Origin of the sequence: Burkholderia aenigmatica, from assembly GCF_902499175.1 — a bacterium.
In the GTDB taxonomy this organism is placed as follows: Bacteria; Pseudomonadota; Gammaproteobacteria; order Burkholderiales; family Burkholderiaceae; genus Burkholderia; species Burkholderia aenigmatica.
In genome coordinates this window covers 48,520-61,790 of record NZ_CABVQC010000040.1, presented here as the reverse complement: position 1 = coordinate 61,790, position 13,271 = coordinate 48,520, and the positions used below count along the sequence as shown (strand labels likewise).

Sequence of the window (13,271 nt, the reverse complement as noted above, 5' to 3'; positions counted from 1 at the left end):
CGCCGATTCTCGCTTTGCCCGAAATCGATGCGCAGATTTTGTTCAATTTCAGGAATAAACAATGCCAACCATCAACCAACTGGTTCGCAAAGGCCGTCAGTCGGAAACGACGAAGAGCAAGAGCCCGGCCCTGCAGGACTGCCCCCAGCGTCGCGGCGTGTGCACCCGTGTGTACACGACGACGCCGAAGAAGCCGAACTCGGCACTCCGTAAGGTCGCCAAGGTTCGTCTGACGAACGGCTTCGAAGTGATTTCGTACATCGGCGGTGAAGGCCACAACCTGCAGGAACACTCGGTTGTGCTGATCCGCGGCGGCCGTGTCAAGGACTTGCCGGGTGTGCGTTACCACATGGTTCGCGGCTCGCTGGATACCCAGGGCGTCAAGGACCGTAAGCAAGCGCGCTCGAAGTACGGCGCGAAGCGTGCAAAGGCTGCCAAGTAAGCAGTTTTTGATCAGGGATCGCCGCAGGGCGGTCAAGGCGGGAGTGCCGGATTGCCGGTGCTGTCGAGTAAGTGGTCACCCGGCCAAGCTGGTTAGTCGTGAAGATGTGATCGGGTTTGTTGGTGGCCGCGGAGCTGGAACCAGCTCCAACTGAACAAGTAAAGGAAGAATCATGCCGCGTCGTCGCGAAGTCCCCAAGCGGGAAGTGTTGCCGGATCCGAAGTTCGGTAACGTTGATGTAGCCAAGTTCATGAACATGCTGATGCTGTCCGGCAAGAAGTCGGTCGCAGAGCGCATCGTTTATGGCGCATTCGAACAAATCCAGACCAAGGGTGGCAAGGACCCGCTGGAAGTGTTCACGGTTGCGCTCAACAACGTCAAGCCGGTGGTCGAAGTGAAGAGCCGTCGCGTTGGTGGTGCCAACTATCAAGTTCCGGTCGAAGTGCGCCCGTCGCGTCGTATGGCATTGGCGATGCGCTGGCTGCGTGAGGCTGCGAAGAAGCGTAGCGAGAAGTCGATGGCCCTGCGCCTGGCAGGTGAACTCTCCGAAGCGGCCGAAGGCCGTGGCGGCGCGATGAAGAAGCGCGACGAAGTTCACCGCATGGCAGAAGCCAACCGCGCGTTCTCGCATTTCCGTTTCTAAGCGCCTGGCTGGGCTTTTAGCGGAAATAAATTCCGGGCGGGTGCGCTTTTCAGGCGCCTCGCCCGTTTGTGTTGAAGCACGATGCAGCGGCGCTGCATCGCGTCATCCCAGTAGAGGATCAAAGTGGCTCGCAAGACTCCTATCGAGCGCTACCGCAATATCGGTATTAGCGCTCACATCGACGCCGGCAAAACGACGACGACCGAGCGCATTCTGTTTTACACCGGTGTGAACCACAAGATCGGTGAAGTCCACGACGGCGCAGCCACGATGGACTGGATGGAGCAGGAACAGGAGCGTGGCATCACGATCACGTCCGCTGCTACCACCGCCTTCTGGAAGGGCATGGGCGGCAACTATCCGGAACACCGCATCAACATCATCGACACCCCGGGCCACGTCGACTTCACGATTGAAGTCGAGCGCTCGATGCGCGTGCTCGACGGCGCGTGCATGGTGTACTGCGCAGTGGGCGGCGTGCAGCCGCAGTCGGAAACGGTGTGGCGCCAGGCGAACAAGTACAAGGTGCCGCGTCTCGCGTTCGTCAACAAGATGGACCGTACCGGCGCGAACTTCTTCAAGGTCTACGACCAGCTCCGTCTGCGCCTGAAGGCGAACCCGGTTCCGGTCGTGGTGCCGATCGGCGCGGAAGAGGGCTTCAAGGGTGTCGTCGACCTGATCAAGATGAAGGCGATCATTTGGGACGAGGCATCGCAAGGTACCAAGTTCGACTACGTGGACATCCCGGCTGAACTCGTCGACACGTGCAATGAATGGCGCGAAAAGATGGTCGAAGCGGCTGCCGAGTCGAACGAAGACCTGATGAACAAGTACCTCGAAGCGGGCGAGCTGTCCGAAGCCGAGATCGTGAAGGGTCTGCGTGACCGTACGATCGCGTGCGAAATCCAGCCGATGCTGTGCGGTACCGCGTTCAAGAACAAGGGCGTGCAGCGTATGCTCGACGCCGTGATCGATTTCCTGCCGTCGCCGGTCGACATCCCGCCGGTTACGGGTGAACTCGAAAATGGCGAGAAGACGGAACGCCGTGCGTCCGACGACGAGAAGTTCTCGGCACTCGCGTTCAAGATCATGACCGACCCGTTCGTCGGCCAGCTGATCTTCTTCCGCGTCTACTCGGGCGTCGTCAATTCGGGCGACACGCTGCTCAATGCGACCAAGGACAAGAAGGAACGTCTCGGCCGTATTCTGCAGATGCACGCGAACCAGCGCGAAGAAATCAAGGAAGTTCGCGCAGGCGACATCGCTGCTGCGGTCGGCCTGAAGGAAGCGACCACGGGCGACACGCTGTGCGATCCGGCACATCCGATCGTGCTCGAACGCATGATTTTCCCGGAGCCGGTGATTTCGCAGGCCGTTGAGCCGAAGACGAAGGCTGACCAGGAAAAGATGGGCCTGGCGCTCAACCGTCTCGCTCAGGAAGATCCGTCGTTCCGCGTGCAGACCGACGAAGAATCGGGTCAAACCATCATTTCGGGCATGGGCGAGCTCCACCTTGAAATTCTGGTCGACCGGATGAAGCGCGAATTCGGCGTGGAAGCGACCGTCGGCAAGCCGCAGGTGGCGTACCGCGAAACCATTCGCAAGTCGGCCGCGGACGTCGAAGGCAAGTTCGTCAAGCAGTCGGGTGGTCGTGGTCAGTACGGCCATGCGGTCATTACGCTCGAGCGCAGCGAACTGGGCAAGGGCTACGAGTTCGTCGACGCGATCAAGGGCGGCGTGATTCCGCGTGAATACATCCCGTCGGTTGACAAGGGTATCCAGGAAACGCTGAAGAGCGGTGTGCTGGCAGGCTTCCCGGTTGTCGACGTGAAGGTCACGCTGACGTTCGGTTCGTACCACGACGTCGACTCGAACGAAAATGCGTTCCGCATGGCTGGTTCGATGGCGTTCAAGGAAGCGATGCGTCGTGCGGATCCGGTTCTGCTCGAGCCGATGATGGCCGTGGAAGTGGAAACGCCGGAAGACTTCATGGGTAACGTGATGGGCGACCTGTCGGGTCGTCGCGGCATCATCCAGGGCATGGACGACATGGTGGGCGGCGGCAAGATCGTGCGCGCCGAAGTGCCGCTGTCGGAAATGTTCGGCTACTCGACGTCGCTGCGTTCGCTGACGCAGGGTCGCGCAACGTACACGATGGAATTCAAGCACTACGCTGAAGCTCCGAAGAACGTTGCAGAAGCGATCATCAGCGCGAAGACGAAGTAATTCGTTATCACAATCGATTATTTTTGAAAGAAGAGAATCATGGCAAAAGGTAAATTCGAGCGGACCAAGCCGCACGTGAACGTTGGTACGATTGGTCACGTTGACCACGGCAAGACGACGCTGACGGCAGCGATCACGACGGTTCTGACGAAGAAGTTCGGCGGCGAAGCGAAGGCATACGACCAGATCGACGCGGCACCGGAAGAAAAGGCGCGCGGCATCACGATCAACACGGCACACGTCGAGTACGAAACGGCTAACCGCCACTACGCACACGTCGACTGCCCGGGCCACGCTGACTATGTGAAGAACATGATCACGGGCGCAGCGCAGATGGACGGCGCGATCCTGGTTTGCTCGGCAGCTGACGGCCCGATGCCGCAGACGCGTGAGCACATCTTGCTGGCACGTCAGGTTGGCGTTCCGTACATCATCGTGTTCCTGAACAAGTGCGACATGGTGGACGACGCTGAACTGCTCGAGCTGGTCGAGATGGAAGTTCGCGAACTCCTGTCGAAGTACGACTTCCCGGGCGACGACACGCCGATCGTGAAGGGTTCGGCAAAGCTGGCGCTGGAAGGCGACACGGGCGAGCTGGGCGAAGTGGCGATCATGAGCTTGGCCGACGCGCTGGACACGTACATCCCGACGCCGGAGCGTGCAGTTGACGGCGCGTTCCTGATGCCGGTGGAAGACGTGTTCTCGATCTCGGGCCGTGGTACGGTTGTGACGGGTCGCGTTGAGCGCGGCATCGTGAAGGTCGGCGAAGAAATCGAAATCGTCGGTATCAAGCCGACGGTGAAGACGACCTGCACGGGCGTTGAAATGTTCCGCAAGCTGCTGGACCAAGGTCAAGCAGGCGACAACGTTGGTATCCTGCTGCGCGGCACGAAGCGTGAAGACGTGGAGCGTGGCCAGGTTCTGGCGAAGCCGGGTTCGATCACGCCGCACACGCACTTCACGGCTGAAGTGTACGTGCTGAGCAAGGACGAAGGCGGCCGTCACACGCCGTTCTTCAACAACTACCGTCCGCAGTTCTACTTCCGTACGACGGACGTGACGGGCTCGATCGAGCTGCCGAAGGACAAGGAAATGGTGATGCCGGGCGACAACGTGTCGATCACGGTGAAGCTGATCGCTCCGATCGCGATGGAAGAAGGTCTGCGCTTCGCAATCCGCGAAGGCGGCCGTACGGTCGGCGCCGGCGTCGTCGCCAAGATCATCGAGTAATATCGACGATCCGCGGATCCCGACGGGGTCCGCGATTCCGCGGTATGCAGTTGTACCGTCGAAACCGGGTGTCCAGCTTGCGCTGGCACCCGGTTTTGTTTTTCCGGCGCGCCGTTGCGTGGGGTGAGAAACTCGCACCATCGCTCCAGAATTTCGTGTAGAATCGCGGGCTTAGCAGTGGAAGTACCGTTCGGAACGTGGTGTCTCGCTCCCCGCAGGCGTCATGTTTCGCGTTCTTTTAGTGTTCGGCGATGCAACATCGCCTCGCTCTTTTCAAGGAATCGTCATGCAGCAACAGAAAATCCGCATTCGCCTGAAGGCTTTCGACTATCGTCTGATCGATCAATCGGCTGCCGAGATCGTCGATACCGCGAAGCGGACTGGCGCAATCGTCCGTGGCCCGGTGCCGCTGCCGACGCGCATTCAGCGTTTTGACATCCTGCGTTCGCCGCACGTCAACAAGACGTCGCGCGATCAGCTCGAAATCCGTACCCACCAGCGCCTGATGGACATCGTCGATCCGACCGACAAGACGGTTGACGCGCTGATGAAGCTCGACTTGCCGGCTGGCGTCGACGTGGAAATCAAGCTGCAATAAGGCTTCCAGCGCCGATCGGCTTGCCGGGCGGCGCTAAGTCTTTGATTGCTTGCGGAAAACGCGAGGTCGGGCTATAATGCTTGGCTTTTCGTGTATTCGCGAAAAAAAGTTGGGCCTTGCGTGCCCGGCATTTTGTAAATCAGCCCCGACCAATCGCAGTCGGGAATGGAGAAAATGATGAGCCTTGGACTCGTAGGTCGCAAGGTTGGCATGACCCGTATCTTCACGGCGGAAGGGGATTCGATTCCCGTCACCGTGCTGGACGTGTCGGACAACCGCGTGACGCAGATCAAGACTGTTGAAACCGACGGCTACACGGCCGTGCAGGTTGCATTCGGCTCCCGTCGTGCCTCGCGCGTGACGAAGCCGCTGGCAGGTCATCTCGCCAAAGCCGGTGTCGAAGCCGGTGAAATCCTCAAGGAATTCCGCATTGACGCGGCCAAGGCAGCTGAGCTGTCGAATGGCGCCGTGGTCGGTGCAGATCTTTTCGAAGTGGGCCAGAAGGTCGACGTGCAAGGCGTGTCGATCGGTAAGGGCTACGCCGGTACGATCAAGCGTTACAACTTCTCCTCCGGCCGTGCTACGCACGGTAACTCGCGCTCGCACAACGTGCCGGGCTCGATCGGTATGGCGCAGGATCCGGGTCGTGTTTTCCCGGGTAAACGCATGACGGGTCACATGGGTGACGTGACGGTGACGGTGCAGAACCTCGAAATCGCTCGTATCGACGCAGAGCGCAAGCTGCTGCTCGTGAAGGGTGCGATTCCGGGCGCGAAGGGCGGCAAAGTCTTCGTGACGCCGGCCGTCAAGACCAAGGGGGCGAAATAATGGAACTCAAGCTCCTGAACGAAAATGGTCAGGAAGGTGCAGTGGTCAACGCATCGGACGTCGTGTTCGGTCGTGACTACAACGAAGCGCTGATCCACCAGGTCGTCGTCGCTTACCAGGCGAATGCTCGCCAGGGTAACCGCGCACAGAAGGACCGTGAGCAAGTCAAGCACACGACGAAGAAGCCGTGGCGCCAGAAGGGTACGGGCCGCGCTCGTGCCGGTATGTCGTCGAGCCCGTTGTGGCGTGGCGGTGGTCGTATCTTCCCGAATTCGCCGGAAGAAAACTTCTCGCACAAGGTCAACAAGAAGATGCATCGCGCAGGTCTCTGCTCGATCTTCTCGCAGCTGGCCCGTGAAGGCCGTCTGTCGGTCGTCGAGGACATCATCCTCGAAGCGCCGAAGACCAAGCTGCTGGCCGAAAAATTCAAGACCATGGGTCTCGACTCCGTGCTGATCATTACGGATACGGTCGACGAGAACCTGTACCTGGCTTCGCGCAACCTGCCGCACGTGGCGATTGTCGAGCCGCGTTACGCTGACCCGCTGTCGCTGATCTACTTCAAGAAAGTGCTGGTCACGAAGGCTGCGGTCGCCCAGATCGAGGAGTTGCTGTCATGAGCGAGATTCGCAAGAACGATCATCGTTTGATGCAGGTCCTGCTCGCGCCGGTCATCTCGGAAAAGGCGACGCTGGTTGCCGACAAGAACGAGCAAGTCGTGTTCGAAGTCGCGCCGGATGCCACGAAGCAGGAAGTGAAGGCAGCGGTCGAGCTGCTGTTCAAGGTTGAAGTTGATTCCGTCAACGTGCTGGTTCAGAAGGGCAAGCAGAAGCGCTTTGGCCGTTCGATGGGCCGCCGCAAGGACGTGAAGAAGGCGTACGTTTGCCTGAAGCCCGGCCAGGAAATCAACTTTGAAGCGGAGGCCAAGTAATCATGGCAATCGTTAAAGTTAAGCCGACATCGCCGGGTCGCCGCGCGATGGTCAAGGTGGTCAACAAGAATCTGCACCAGGGCAAGCCGTTCGCGGCACTGCTCGACTCGCAGAGCTCGACCGCCGGCCGTAACAACAACGGTCGTATCACCACGCGTCACAAGGGTGGTGGTCACAAGCAACACTATCGTATCGTCGATTTCCGTCGCACGAAGGATGGCATCCCGGCAAAGGTCGAGCGTCTCGAGTACGACCCGAACCGTAGCGCGAACATCGCGCTGGTGCTCTACGCAGACGGCGAACGTCGCTACATCATCGCCCCGAAGGGCCTGACCGTCGGCCAACAGCTGATGTCGGGTTCGGAAGCGCCGATCCGTGCAGGCAACACGCTGCCGATCCGCAACATTCCGGTCGGTACGACGATCCACTGCATCGAGATGCTGCCGGGCAAGGGCGCGCAAATGGCGCGTTCGGCTGGTACGTCGGCCATGCTGCTCGCACGTGAAGGCGTCTACGCGCAGGTTCGTCTGCGTTCGGGCGAAATCCGCCGCGTGCACATCGAGTGCCGTGCAACGATCGGTGAAGTCGGCAACGAAGAGCATAGCCTGCGCCAGATCGGCAAGGCTGGCGCGAACCGCTGGCGCGGTATCCGCCCGACGGTGCGTGGCGTTGCGATGAACCCGGTTGATCACCCGCACGGTGGTGGTGAGGGCAAGACGGCTGCAGGTCGCGATCCGGTTAGCCCGTGGGGTACGCCGGCTAAGGGTTATCGCACCCGTAGCAACAAGCGCACGACGACGATGATCGTCCAGCGCCGTCACAAGCGTTAAGGAGTAGGCAATGGCACGTTCTGTTAAAAAAGGTCCGTTCTGCGACGCCCATTTGCTGAAGAAAGTTGAGGCGGCTGCAGCTTCGCGCGACAAAAAGCCGATCAAGACCTGGTCGCGTCGCTCGACGATTCTGCCGGATTTCATCGGCCTGACGATCGCTGTTCACAACGGCCGTCAACACGTTCCGGTGTACATCTCGGAAAACATGGTCGGCCACAAGCTTGGCGAGTTCGCACTGACCCGTACGTTCAAGGGTCACGCAGCCGACAAGAAGGCCAAGAAATAAGGGGCAATCAAGATGGAAGTGAAAGCAATTCATCGCGGTGCCCGCATCTCGGCGCAAAAAACGCGCCTTGTGGCTGACCAGATCCGCGGTTTGCCGGTCGACAAGGCGCTGAACGTTCTGACGTTCTCGCCGAAGAAAGCGGCTGGCATCGTGAAGAAGGTTGTGCTGTCGGCAATCGCGAATGCGGAGCACAACGAAGGCGCCGATATCGACGAGCTCAAGATCAAGAGCATCTACGTCGACAAGGCTGCATCGCTCAAGCGTTTCACCGCGCGCGCCAAGGGCCGCGGTAACCGCATCGAGAAGCAATCCTGTCACATCACTGTGACGGTCGGGAATTAAGGAGCCATACGATGGGACAGAAAATTCATCCGACTGGCTTCCGCCTGGCTGTCAGCCGCAATTGGGCTTCGCGTTGGTACGCGAACAACAACAATTTCGCGGCGATGCTGCAGGAAGACATCGGTGTTCGTGAATACCTGAAGAAGAAGCTGAAGAACGCTTCGGTCGGTCGGGTCGTCATCGAGCGTCCGGCGAAGAACGCGCGCATCACGATTTACAGCTCGCGTCCGGGTGTGGTCATCGGCAAGAAGGGCGAGGATATCGAGCAGCTGAAGACGGAACTGCAACGCCGCATGGGCGTTCCGGTTCACGTCAACATCGAAGAAATCCGCAAGCCGGAAACCGATGCTCAGCTGATCGCTGACTCGATCACGCAACAGCTCGAGCGCCGGATCATGTTCCGCCGCGCGATGAAGCGTGCGATGCAGAACGCGATGCGTCTGGGTGCTCAAGGCATCAAGATCATGAGCGCGGGCCGTCTGAACGGTATCGAAATCGCTCGTACGGAGTGGTATCGCGAAGGTCGCGTGCCCCTTCACACGCTGCGTGCCGATATCGACTACGCGACCTCGGAAGCGAAGACGACCTACGGGATCATCGGCGTCAAGGTGTGGGTTTACAAGGGCGACACGCTCGGCCGCAACGACGCACCGGTGGTGGAAGAAGTAGCCGAAGACAAGCGTCCGCGTCGCAATGCGCGTCCGGGCGACCGTCGTCCGCGCCGTGACGGCGAAGGCGGCGCTCCGGGTGCTCGCCGTGGCGCACCGCGCCGTGGCGCCGGCAAGCCCGAAGACGGCAAGACTGGAGAATAACGATGCTGCAACCGAAACGCAGGAAGTATCGTAAAGAGCAGAAGGGTCGTAACACCGGCAAGGCGACGCGCGGCAACGCAGTGTCGTTCGGTGACTTCGGCCTGAAGGCTATCGGTCGCGGTCGTTTGACCGCACGCCAGATTGAAGCGGCGCGTCGTGCAATGACGCGTCACATCAAGCGTGGCGGCCGCATCTGGATCCGGATCTTCCCGGACAAGCCGATTTCGCAGAAGCCGGCCGAAGTGCGTATGGGTAACGGTAAGGGTAACCCGGAGTACTACGTCGCCGAGATTCAGCCGGGCAAGATGCTCTATGAAATGGACGGCGTAACCGAAGAACTGGCACGCGAAGCGTTCCGTCTGGCTGCAGCCAAGCTGCCGCTGAAGACGGCATTCATCGTGCGCCAGCTCGGCGCCTAAGGAGAAAATATGAAGGCTTCCGAACTTCTCCAGAAAGACCAGGCCGCGCTCAACAAGGAGCTGGCGGACCTGCTGAAGGCGCAATTCGGCCTGCGCATGCAACTCGCGACCCAGCAGCTCACGAACACGAGCCAGCTGAAGAAGGTTCGTCGCGACATCGCACGTGTGCGGACCGTCATGACTCAGAAGGCGAACCAGAAATGAACGATAGCGTGAAAACCTCGCTGAAGCGGACGCTGGTCGGTCGGGTCGTCAGCAATAAGATGGACAAGACCGTCACCGTGCTGATTGAGCACCGCGTCAAGCATCCGATCTACGGCAAGTACGTCGTGCGCTCGAAGAAGTACCACGCGCACGATGAAGCGAACACCTACAACGAGGGTGACCTCGTTGAAATCCAGGAAACTCGTCCTCTGTCGAAGACGAAGGCCTGGACGGTGTCGCGCCTCGTCGAAGCCGCTCGCGTCATCTAAGCGGGCAGCGTAGTAGGCAGTAACAGGCACTTCTCCGCGAAGTGCTTGAAATCGCAAAGTTTTTGCTTGCGTGACCAGGATTATTTGTTATAATCCTGGTCTTCCCTCTTTATGGGAGCCCCGTCGCGGGCGAAGTTGGTGGGGGAAGCGGACTGGCGCCTGCCTGTCCGAAAGATTCACCGAATTGCGATGGCGGGTTTCGTTTGCCGTCGCTGCTGTTCCAACCCAAGCAGCCGATTGGCTGACGGGACCAAGACTGACCGAATGCATCATGGTGGTGCATCCGGATTAAGTTGGGAAAGACAAACCATGATCCAGACCGAATCTCGGCTCGAAGTAGCCGACAACACGGGTGCACGTGAAGTTCTGTGCATCAAGGTGCTCGGCGGCTCGAAGCGTCGTTACGCCGGCATTGGCGACATCATCAAGGTGAGCGTCAAAGAGGCAACGCCGCGCGGGCGCGTGAAGAAAGGCGAAATTTACAACGCCGTGGTGGTCCGCACCGCCAAGGGCGTGCGCCGTCAAGACGGCTCGCTGATCAAGTTCGACGGCAACGCCGCTGTGCTTTTGAATAACAAGCTCGAGCCGATCGGCACCCGTATCTTCGGGCCGGTCACGCGTGAGCTGCGTAGCGAACGATTCATGAAGATCGTTTCGCTGGCGCCGGAAGTGCTGTAAGGAGTCGCGATGAACAAGATTCGCAAAGGTGACGAAGTCATCGTCGTCACTGGCAAAGACAAGGGCAAGCGCGGCGTCGTGCTGGCTGTCGGTGCAGAACATGTGACGGTTGAAGGTATCAACCTCGTCAAGAAGCATGTGAAGCCGAACCCGATGAAGGGTACGACGGGTGGCGTGGAAGCGAAGACGATGCCCCTGCATATTTCGAACGTCGCACTGGTCGACGCGAATGGCAAGGCGTCGCGTGTTGGCATCAAGGTCGAGGAAGGCAAGAAGGTTCGCTTCCTGAAGACGACCGGTGCCGTACTGAGCGCCTGACGCAGCGGAGTAAAAAATGGCTCGTTTTCAAGAGTTTTACAAAGAAAAGGTTGTGCCCGGCCTGATCGAGAAGTTCGGTTACAAGTCGGTCATGGAAGTGCCGCGCATCACCAAGATCACGCTGAACATGGGTCTTGGCGAAGCGATCGCTGACAAGAAGATCATCGAGAACGCCGTTGGCGACCTCACGAAGATCGCTGGTCAGAAGCCGGTCGTCACGAAGGCACGCAAGGCAATCGCAGGCTTCAAGATCCGCCAGGGTTACCCGATCGGCGCGATGGTGACGCTGCGTGGCCAAGCAATGTACGAATTCCTCGACCGTTTCGTGACGGTTGCCCTGCCCCGCGTGCGTGACTTCCGCGGCGTGTCGGGTCGTGCTTTCGATGGCCGTGGCAACTACAACATCGGTGTGAAAGAGCAGATCATTTTCCCCGAAATCGACTACGACAAGATCGACGCACTGCGTGGGCTGAACATCAGCATCACGACGACTGCGAAGACCGACGACGAAGCAAAGGCTCTGCTCGCCAGCTTCAAGTTCCCGTTCAGAAACTGAGGTTACCGTGGCTAAACTGGCACTGATCGAACGTGAAAAGAAGCGCGCCCGCCTGGTCGCGAAGTTCGCAGCAAAGCGCGATGCGCTGAAGGCGATCGTCGAAGACCAAAGCAAGTCGGAAGAAGAGCGCTACGAAGCACGCCTGGAGCTGCAGCAACTGCCCCGCAACGCAAACCCGACCCGCCAGCGTAACCGCTGCGCGATCACGGGCCGTCCGCGTGGCACGTTCCGTAAATTCGGCCTCGCGCGTAACAAGATTCGTGAAATCGCATTCCGTGGCGAGATTCCTGGCCTGACCAAGGCGAGCTGGTAATAGGAGAAACGTAAATGAGCATGAGTGATCCTATCGCCGATATGCTGACTCGCATCCGCAACGGGCAGATGGTCGAGAAGGTATCGGTGTCGATGCCCTCGTCGAAAGTCAAGGTTGCAATCGCGCAAGTCCTGAAAGACGAAGGCTATATCGACGATTTCGCCGTGAAGGCGGAAGGTGCGAAGTCCGAACTGAATATCGCGCTGAAGTACTACGCTGGCCGTCCGGTTATCGAACGCATCGAACGCGTGTCGAAGCCTGGCCTGCGCGTGTACCGCGGCCGTAACGACATTCCGCAGGTCATGAATGGCCTCGGTGTGGCAATCGTGTCGACGCCGAAGGGCGTGATGACCGACCGCAAGGCGCGCGCTACCGGCGTCGGCGGCGAAGTCATCTGCTACGTCGCTTAAAGCCGAGGAGAGAGAAACATGTCTCGAGTAGGTAAGAGCCCGATCGCGCTGCAAGGCGCGGAAGTCAAGCTGGCCGACGGTGCAATCACCGTCAAGGGCCCGCTGGGCACCATCACGCAAGCGATCAATCCGCTCGTGAACGTGGCGAACAACGACGGCACGCTGAACCTGTCGCCGGTGGACGAAAGCCGCGAAGCAAATGCACTGTCGGGCACGATGCGCGCGATTATCGCGAATGCCGTGCACGGCGTGACCAAGGGTTTCGAGCGCAAGCTGACGCTGGTTGGCGTCGGTTATCGTGCGCAAGCGCAAGGCGACAAGCTGAACCTGTCGCTGGGTTTCTCGCACCCCGTGGTGCACCAGATGCCGGAAGGCGTCAAGGCAGAAACCCCGACGCAAACCGAAATCGTGATCAAGGGGATCAACAAGCAACAAGTCGGTCAAGTGGCTGCGGAAGTTCGCGGTTACCGTCCGCCGGAGCCCTACAAGGGCAAGGGCGTGCGCTATTCCGACGAGGTTGTGATCCTCAAAGAAACGAAGAAGAAGTAAGGGTGCGCAATCATGGATAAGACTCAATCTCGCCTGCGCCGCGCTCGCCAGACGCGTATCAAGATCGCTGAGCTGCAGGTCGCGCGTCTCGCCGTGCATCGCACGAACACGCACATCTACGCTCAAGTGTTCTCGCCCTGCGGCACCAAGGTGCTCGCCAGCGCGTCGACGCTCGAAGCAGAAGTGCGCGCCGAACTGGCCGACAAGTCGGGCAAGGGCGGCAACGTTAATGCCGCGACGCTGATCGGCAAGCGTATTGCCGAGAAGGCAAAGGCTGCCGGCATCGAATCCGTCGCCTTCGACCGCTCGGGCTTCCGCTACCATGGCCGCGTCAAGGCGCTGGCTGAGGCAGCTCGCGAAGCTGGGCTCAAGTTCTAAGGAAGGAAT

The 13,271-nt window shown here is 59.5% G+C and carries 22 protein-coding genes; all 22 read left to right on the top strand.

The window, feature by feature from the left end:
• The first annotated feature begins 61 nt into the window (after positions 1 to 61).
• The 22 genes from rpsL (at position 62) to rplR (ending at position 13,262) form a co-directional block, all read left to right on the top strand.
• Positions 62 to 442 carry a 30S ribosomal protein S12 gene (rpsL, locus tag BDO18943_RS25875; protein ID WP_006400662.1) on the top strand — a complete coding sequence of 127 codons (381 nt, stop codon included), beginning with the start codon at positions 62 to 64 and terminating at the stop codon, positions 440 to 442.
• Positions 443 to 614: 172 nt separating this feature from the next.
• Positions 615 to 1,085: a 30S ribosomal protein S7 gene (rpsG, locus tag BDO18943_RS25870; RefSeq protein WP_006477195.1), complete on the top strand. Its 471-nt coding sequence runs from the start codon at positions 615 to 617 to the stop codon at positions 1,083 to 1,085.
• 123 nt (positions 1,086 to 1,208) lie between these two features.
• Positions 1,209 to 3,311, top strand: a complete 2,103-nt coding sequence (fusA, locus tag BDO18943_RS25865) for an elongation factor G (RefSeq protein WP_011350673.1) — start codon at positions 1,209 to 1,211, stop codon at positions 3,309 to 3,311.
• A 39-nt stretch (positions 3,312 to 3,350) separates the two neighbouring features.
• Positions 3,351 to 4,541 (top strand): elongation factor Tu, encoded by a 1,191-nt coding sequence (gene tuf, locus BDO18943_RS25860; protein WP_011350666.1) that lies wholly within the window; start codon positions 3,351 to 3,353, stop codon positions 4,539 to 4,541.
• A 286-nt stretch (positions 4,542 to 4,827) separates the two neighbouring features.
• Complete coding sequence (rpsJ, locus tag BDO18943_RS25855; protein ID WP_004199280.1) at positions 4,828 to 5,139, top strand: 30S ribosomal protein S10; 312 nt, start codon at positions 4,828 to 4,830, stop codon at positions 5,137 to 5,139.
• Between the two features lie 177 nt (positions 5,140 to 5,316).
• On the top strand, positions 5,317 to 5,967 hold the full coding sequence (rplC, locus tag BDO18943_RS25850; RefSeq protein WP_006482922.1) for a 50S ribosomal protein L3: 651 nt from the start codon (positions 5,317 to 5,319) through the stop codon (positions 5,965 to 5,967).
• Positions 5,967 to 6,587 (top strand): 50S ribosomal protein L4, encoded by a 621-nt coding sequence (gene rplD, locus BDO18943_RS25845; RefSeq protein ID WP_011350675.1) that lies wholly within the window; start codon positions 5,967 to 5,969, stop codon positions 6,585 to 6,587. Before rplC ends, rplD begins: the two co-directional genes overlap by 1 nt.
• On the top strand, positions 6,584 to 6,898 hold the full coding sequence (gene rplW, locus BDO18943_RS25840) for a 50S ribosomal protein L23 (RefSeq protein WP_004199275.1): 315 nt from the start codon (positions 6,584 to 6,586) through the stop codon (positions 6,896 to 6,898). The genes rplD and rplW overlap by 4 nt, the downstream gene beginning before the upstream one ends.
• Before the next feature lie 2 nt (positions 6,899 to 6,900).
• The gene (gene rplB, locus BDO18943_RS25835) at positions 6,901 to 7,728 is read left to right on the top strand and encodes a 50S ribosomal protein L2 (protein ID WP_006482900.1); all 828 of its coding nucleotides are present in this window, start codon (positions 6,901 to 6,903) and stop codon (positions 7,726 to 7,728) included.
• A 10-nt stretch (positions 7,729 to 7,738) separates the two neighbouring features.
• Entirely contained in the window at positions 7,739 to 8,014 is a 276-nt protein-coding gene (gene rpsS / locus BDO18943_RS25830) for a 30S ribosomal protein S19 (protein ID WP_004199273.1), read from the top strand.
• A 12-nt stretch (positions 8,015 to 8,026) separates the two neighbouring features.
• A complete protein-coding gene (rplV, locus tag BDO18943_RS25825) occupies positions 8,027 to 8,356 on the top strand; it encodes a 50S ribosomal protein L22 (RefSeq protein ID WP_004199272.1) in 330 nt (109 codons plus the stop codon).
• 11 nt (positions 8,357 to 8,367) lie between these two features.
• Entirely contained in the window at positions 8,368 to 9,168 is an 801-nt protein-coding gene (gene rpsC / locus BDO18943_RS25820) for a 30S ribosomal protein S3 (RefSeq protein ID WP_006482899.1), read from the top strand.
• A 2-nt stretch (positions 9,169 to 9,170) separates the two neighbouring features.
• A complete protein-coding gene (rplP, locus tag BDO18943_RS25815) occupies positions 9,171 to 9,587 on the top strand; it encodes a 50S ribosomal protein L16 (protein ID WP_006752927.1) in 417 nt (138 codons plus the stop codon).
• Between the two features lie 9 nt (positions 9,588 to 9,596).
• Entirely contained in the window at positions 9,597 to 9,791 is a 195-nt protein-coding gene (gene rpmC, locus BDO18943_RS25810; RefSeq protein ID WP_006400652.1) for a 50S ribosomal protein L29, read from the top strand.
• Positions 9,788 to 10,060, top strand: coding sequence for a 30S ribosomal protein S17 (gene rpsQ / locus BDO18943_RS25805; protein WP_043191859.1), 273 nt, complete (start codon positions 9,788 to 9,790; stop codon positions 10,058 to 10,060). The genes rpmC and rpsQ overlap by 4 nt, the downstream gene beginning before the upstream one ends.
• Before the next feature lie 309 nt (positions 10,061 to 10,369).
• A complete protein-coding gene (gene rplN / locus BDO18943_RS25800) occupies positions 10,370 to 10,738 on the top strand; it encodes a 50S ribosomal protein L14 (RefSeq protein ID WP_006482918.1) in 369 nt (122 codons plus the stop codon).
• 9 nt (positions 10,739 to 10,747) lie between these two features.
• On the top strand, positions 10,748 to 11,056 hold the full coding sequence (gene rplX, locus BDO18943_RS25795) for a 50S ribosomal protein L24 (protein WP_006477187.1): 309 nt from the start codon (positions 10,748 to 10,750) through the stop codon (positions 11,054 to 11,056).
• Positions 11,057 to 11,072: 16 nt separating this feature from the next.
• Positions 11,073 to 11,612, top strand: a complete 540-nt coding sequence (gene rplE / locus BDO18943_RS25790; protein ID WP_006477186.1) for a 50S ribosomal protein L5 — start codon at positions 11,073 to 11,075, stop codon at positions 11,610 to 11,612.
• 7 nt (positions 11,613 to 11,619) lie between these two features.
• A complete protein-coding gene (gene rpsN, locus BDO18943_RS25785; protein ID WP_011350676.1) occupies positions 11,620 to 11,925 on the top strand; it encodes a 30S ribosomal protein S14 in 306 nt (101 codons plus the stop codon).
• Between the two features lie 14 nt (positions 11,926 to 11,939).
• On the top strand, positions 11,940 to 12,335 hold the full coding sequence (gene rpsH, locus BDO18943_RS25780; protein WP_011350677.1) for a 30S ribosomal protein S8: 396 nt from the start codon (positions 11,940 to 11,942) through the stop codon (positions 12,333 to 12,335).
• Positions 12,336 to 12,353: 18 nt separating this feature from the next.
• Positions 12,354 to 12,884, top strand: coding sequence for a 50S ribosomal protein L6 (gene rplF / locus BDO18943_RS25775; RefSeq protein ID WP_006758786.1), 531 nt, complete (start codon positions 12,354 to 12,356; stop codon positions 12,882 to 12,884).
• A 12-nt stretch (positions 12,885 to 12,896) separates the two neighbouring features.
• On the top strand, positions 12,897 to 13,262 hold the full coding sequence (gene rplR, locus BDO18943_RS25770) for a 50S ribosomal protein L18 (protein ID WP_006477183.1): 366 nt from the start codon (positions 12,897 to 12,899) through the stop codon (positions 13,260 to 13,262).
• Positions 13,263 to 13,271 lie beyond the last annotated feature (9 nt).

Coding starts and splice junctions, on each gene's coding strand:
- rpsL (WP_006400662.1), top strand. CDS start 62: ATGCCAACCATCAACCAACTGGTTCGCAAAGGCCGTCAGTCGGAAACG.
- rpsG (WP_006477195.1), top strand. CDS start 615: ATGCCGCGTCGTCGCGAAGTCCCCAAGCGGGAAGTGTTGCCGGATCCG.
- tuf (WP_011350666.1), top strand. CDS start 3,351: ATGGCAAAAGGTAAATTCGAGCGGACCAAGCCGCACGTGAACGTTGGT.
- rpsJ (WP_004199280.1), top strand. CDS start 4,828: ATGCAGCAACAGAAAATCCGCATTCGCCTGAAGGCTTTCGACTATCGT.
- rplC (WP_006482922.1), top strand. CDS start 5,317: ATGAGCCTTGGACTCGTAGGTCGCAAGGTTGGCATGACCCGTATCTTC.
- rplD (WP_011350675.1), top strand. CDS start 5,967: ATGGAACTCAAGCTCCTGAACGAAAATGGTCAGGAAGGTGCAGTGGTC.
- rplW (WP_004199275.1), top strand. CDS start 6,584: ATGAGCGAGATTCGCAAGAACGATCATCGTTTGATGCAGGTCCTGCTC.
- rplB (WP_006482900.1), top strand. CDS start 6,901: ATGGCAATCGTTAAAGTTAAGCCGACATCGCCGGGTCGCCGCGCGATG.
- rpsS (WP_004199273.1), top strand. CDS start 7,739: ATGGCACGTTCTGTTAAAAAAGGTCCGTTCTGCGACGCCCATTTGCTG.
- rplV (WP_004199272.1), top strand. CDS start 8,027: ATGGAAGTGAAAGCAATTCATCGCGGTGCCCGCATCTCGGCGCAAAAA.
- rpsC (WP_006482899.1), top strand. CDS start 8,368: ATGGGACAGAAAATTCATCCGACTGGCTTCCGCCTGGCTGTCAGCCGC.
- rplP (WP_006752927.1), top strand. CDS start 9,171: ATGCTGCAACCGAAACGCAGGAAGTATCGTAAAGAGCAGAAGGGTCGT.
- rpmC (WP_006400652.1), top strand. CDS start 9,597: ATGAAGGCTTCCGAACTTCTCCAGAAAGACCAGGCCGCGCTCAACAAG.
- rpsQ (WP_043191859.1), top strand. CDS start 9,788: ATGAACGATAGCGTGAAAACCTCGCTGAAGCGGACGCTGGTCGGTCGG.
- rplN (WP_006482918.1), top strand. CDS start 10,370: ATGATCCAGACCGAATCTCGGCTCGAAGTAGCCGACAACACGGGTGCA.
- rplX (WP_006477187.1), top strand. CDS start 10,748: ATGAACAAGATTCGCAAAGGTGACGAAGTCATCGTCGTCACTGGCAAA.
- rplE (WP_006477186.1), top strand. CDS start 11,073: ATGGCTCGTTTTCAAGAGTTTTACAAAGAAAAGGTTGTGCCCGGCCTG.
- rpsH (WP_011350677.1), top strand. CDS start 11,940: ATGAGCATGAGTGATCCTATCGCCGATATGCTGACTCGCATCCGCAAC.
- rplF (WP_006758786.1), top strand. CDS start 12,354: ATGTCTCGAGTAGGTAAGAGCCCGATCGCGCTGCAAGGCGCGGAAGTC.
- rplR (WP_006477183.1), top strand. CDS start 12,897: ATGGATAAGACTCAATCTCGCCTGCGCCGCGCTCGCCAGACGCGTATC.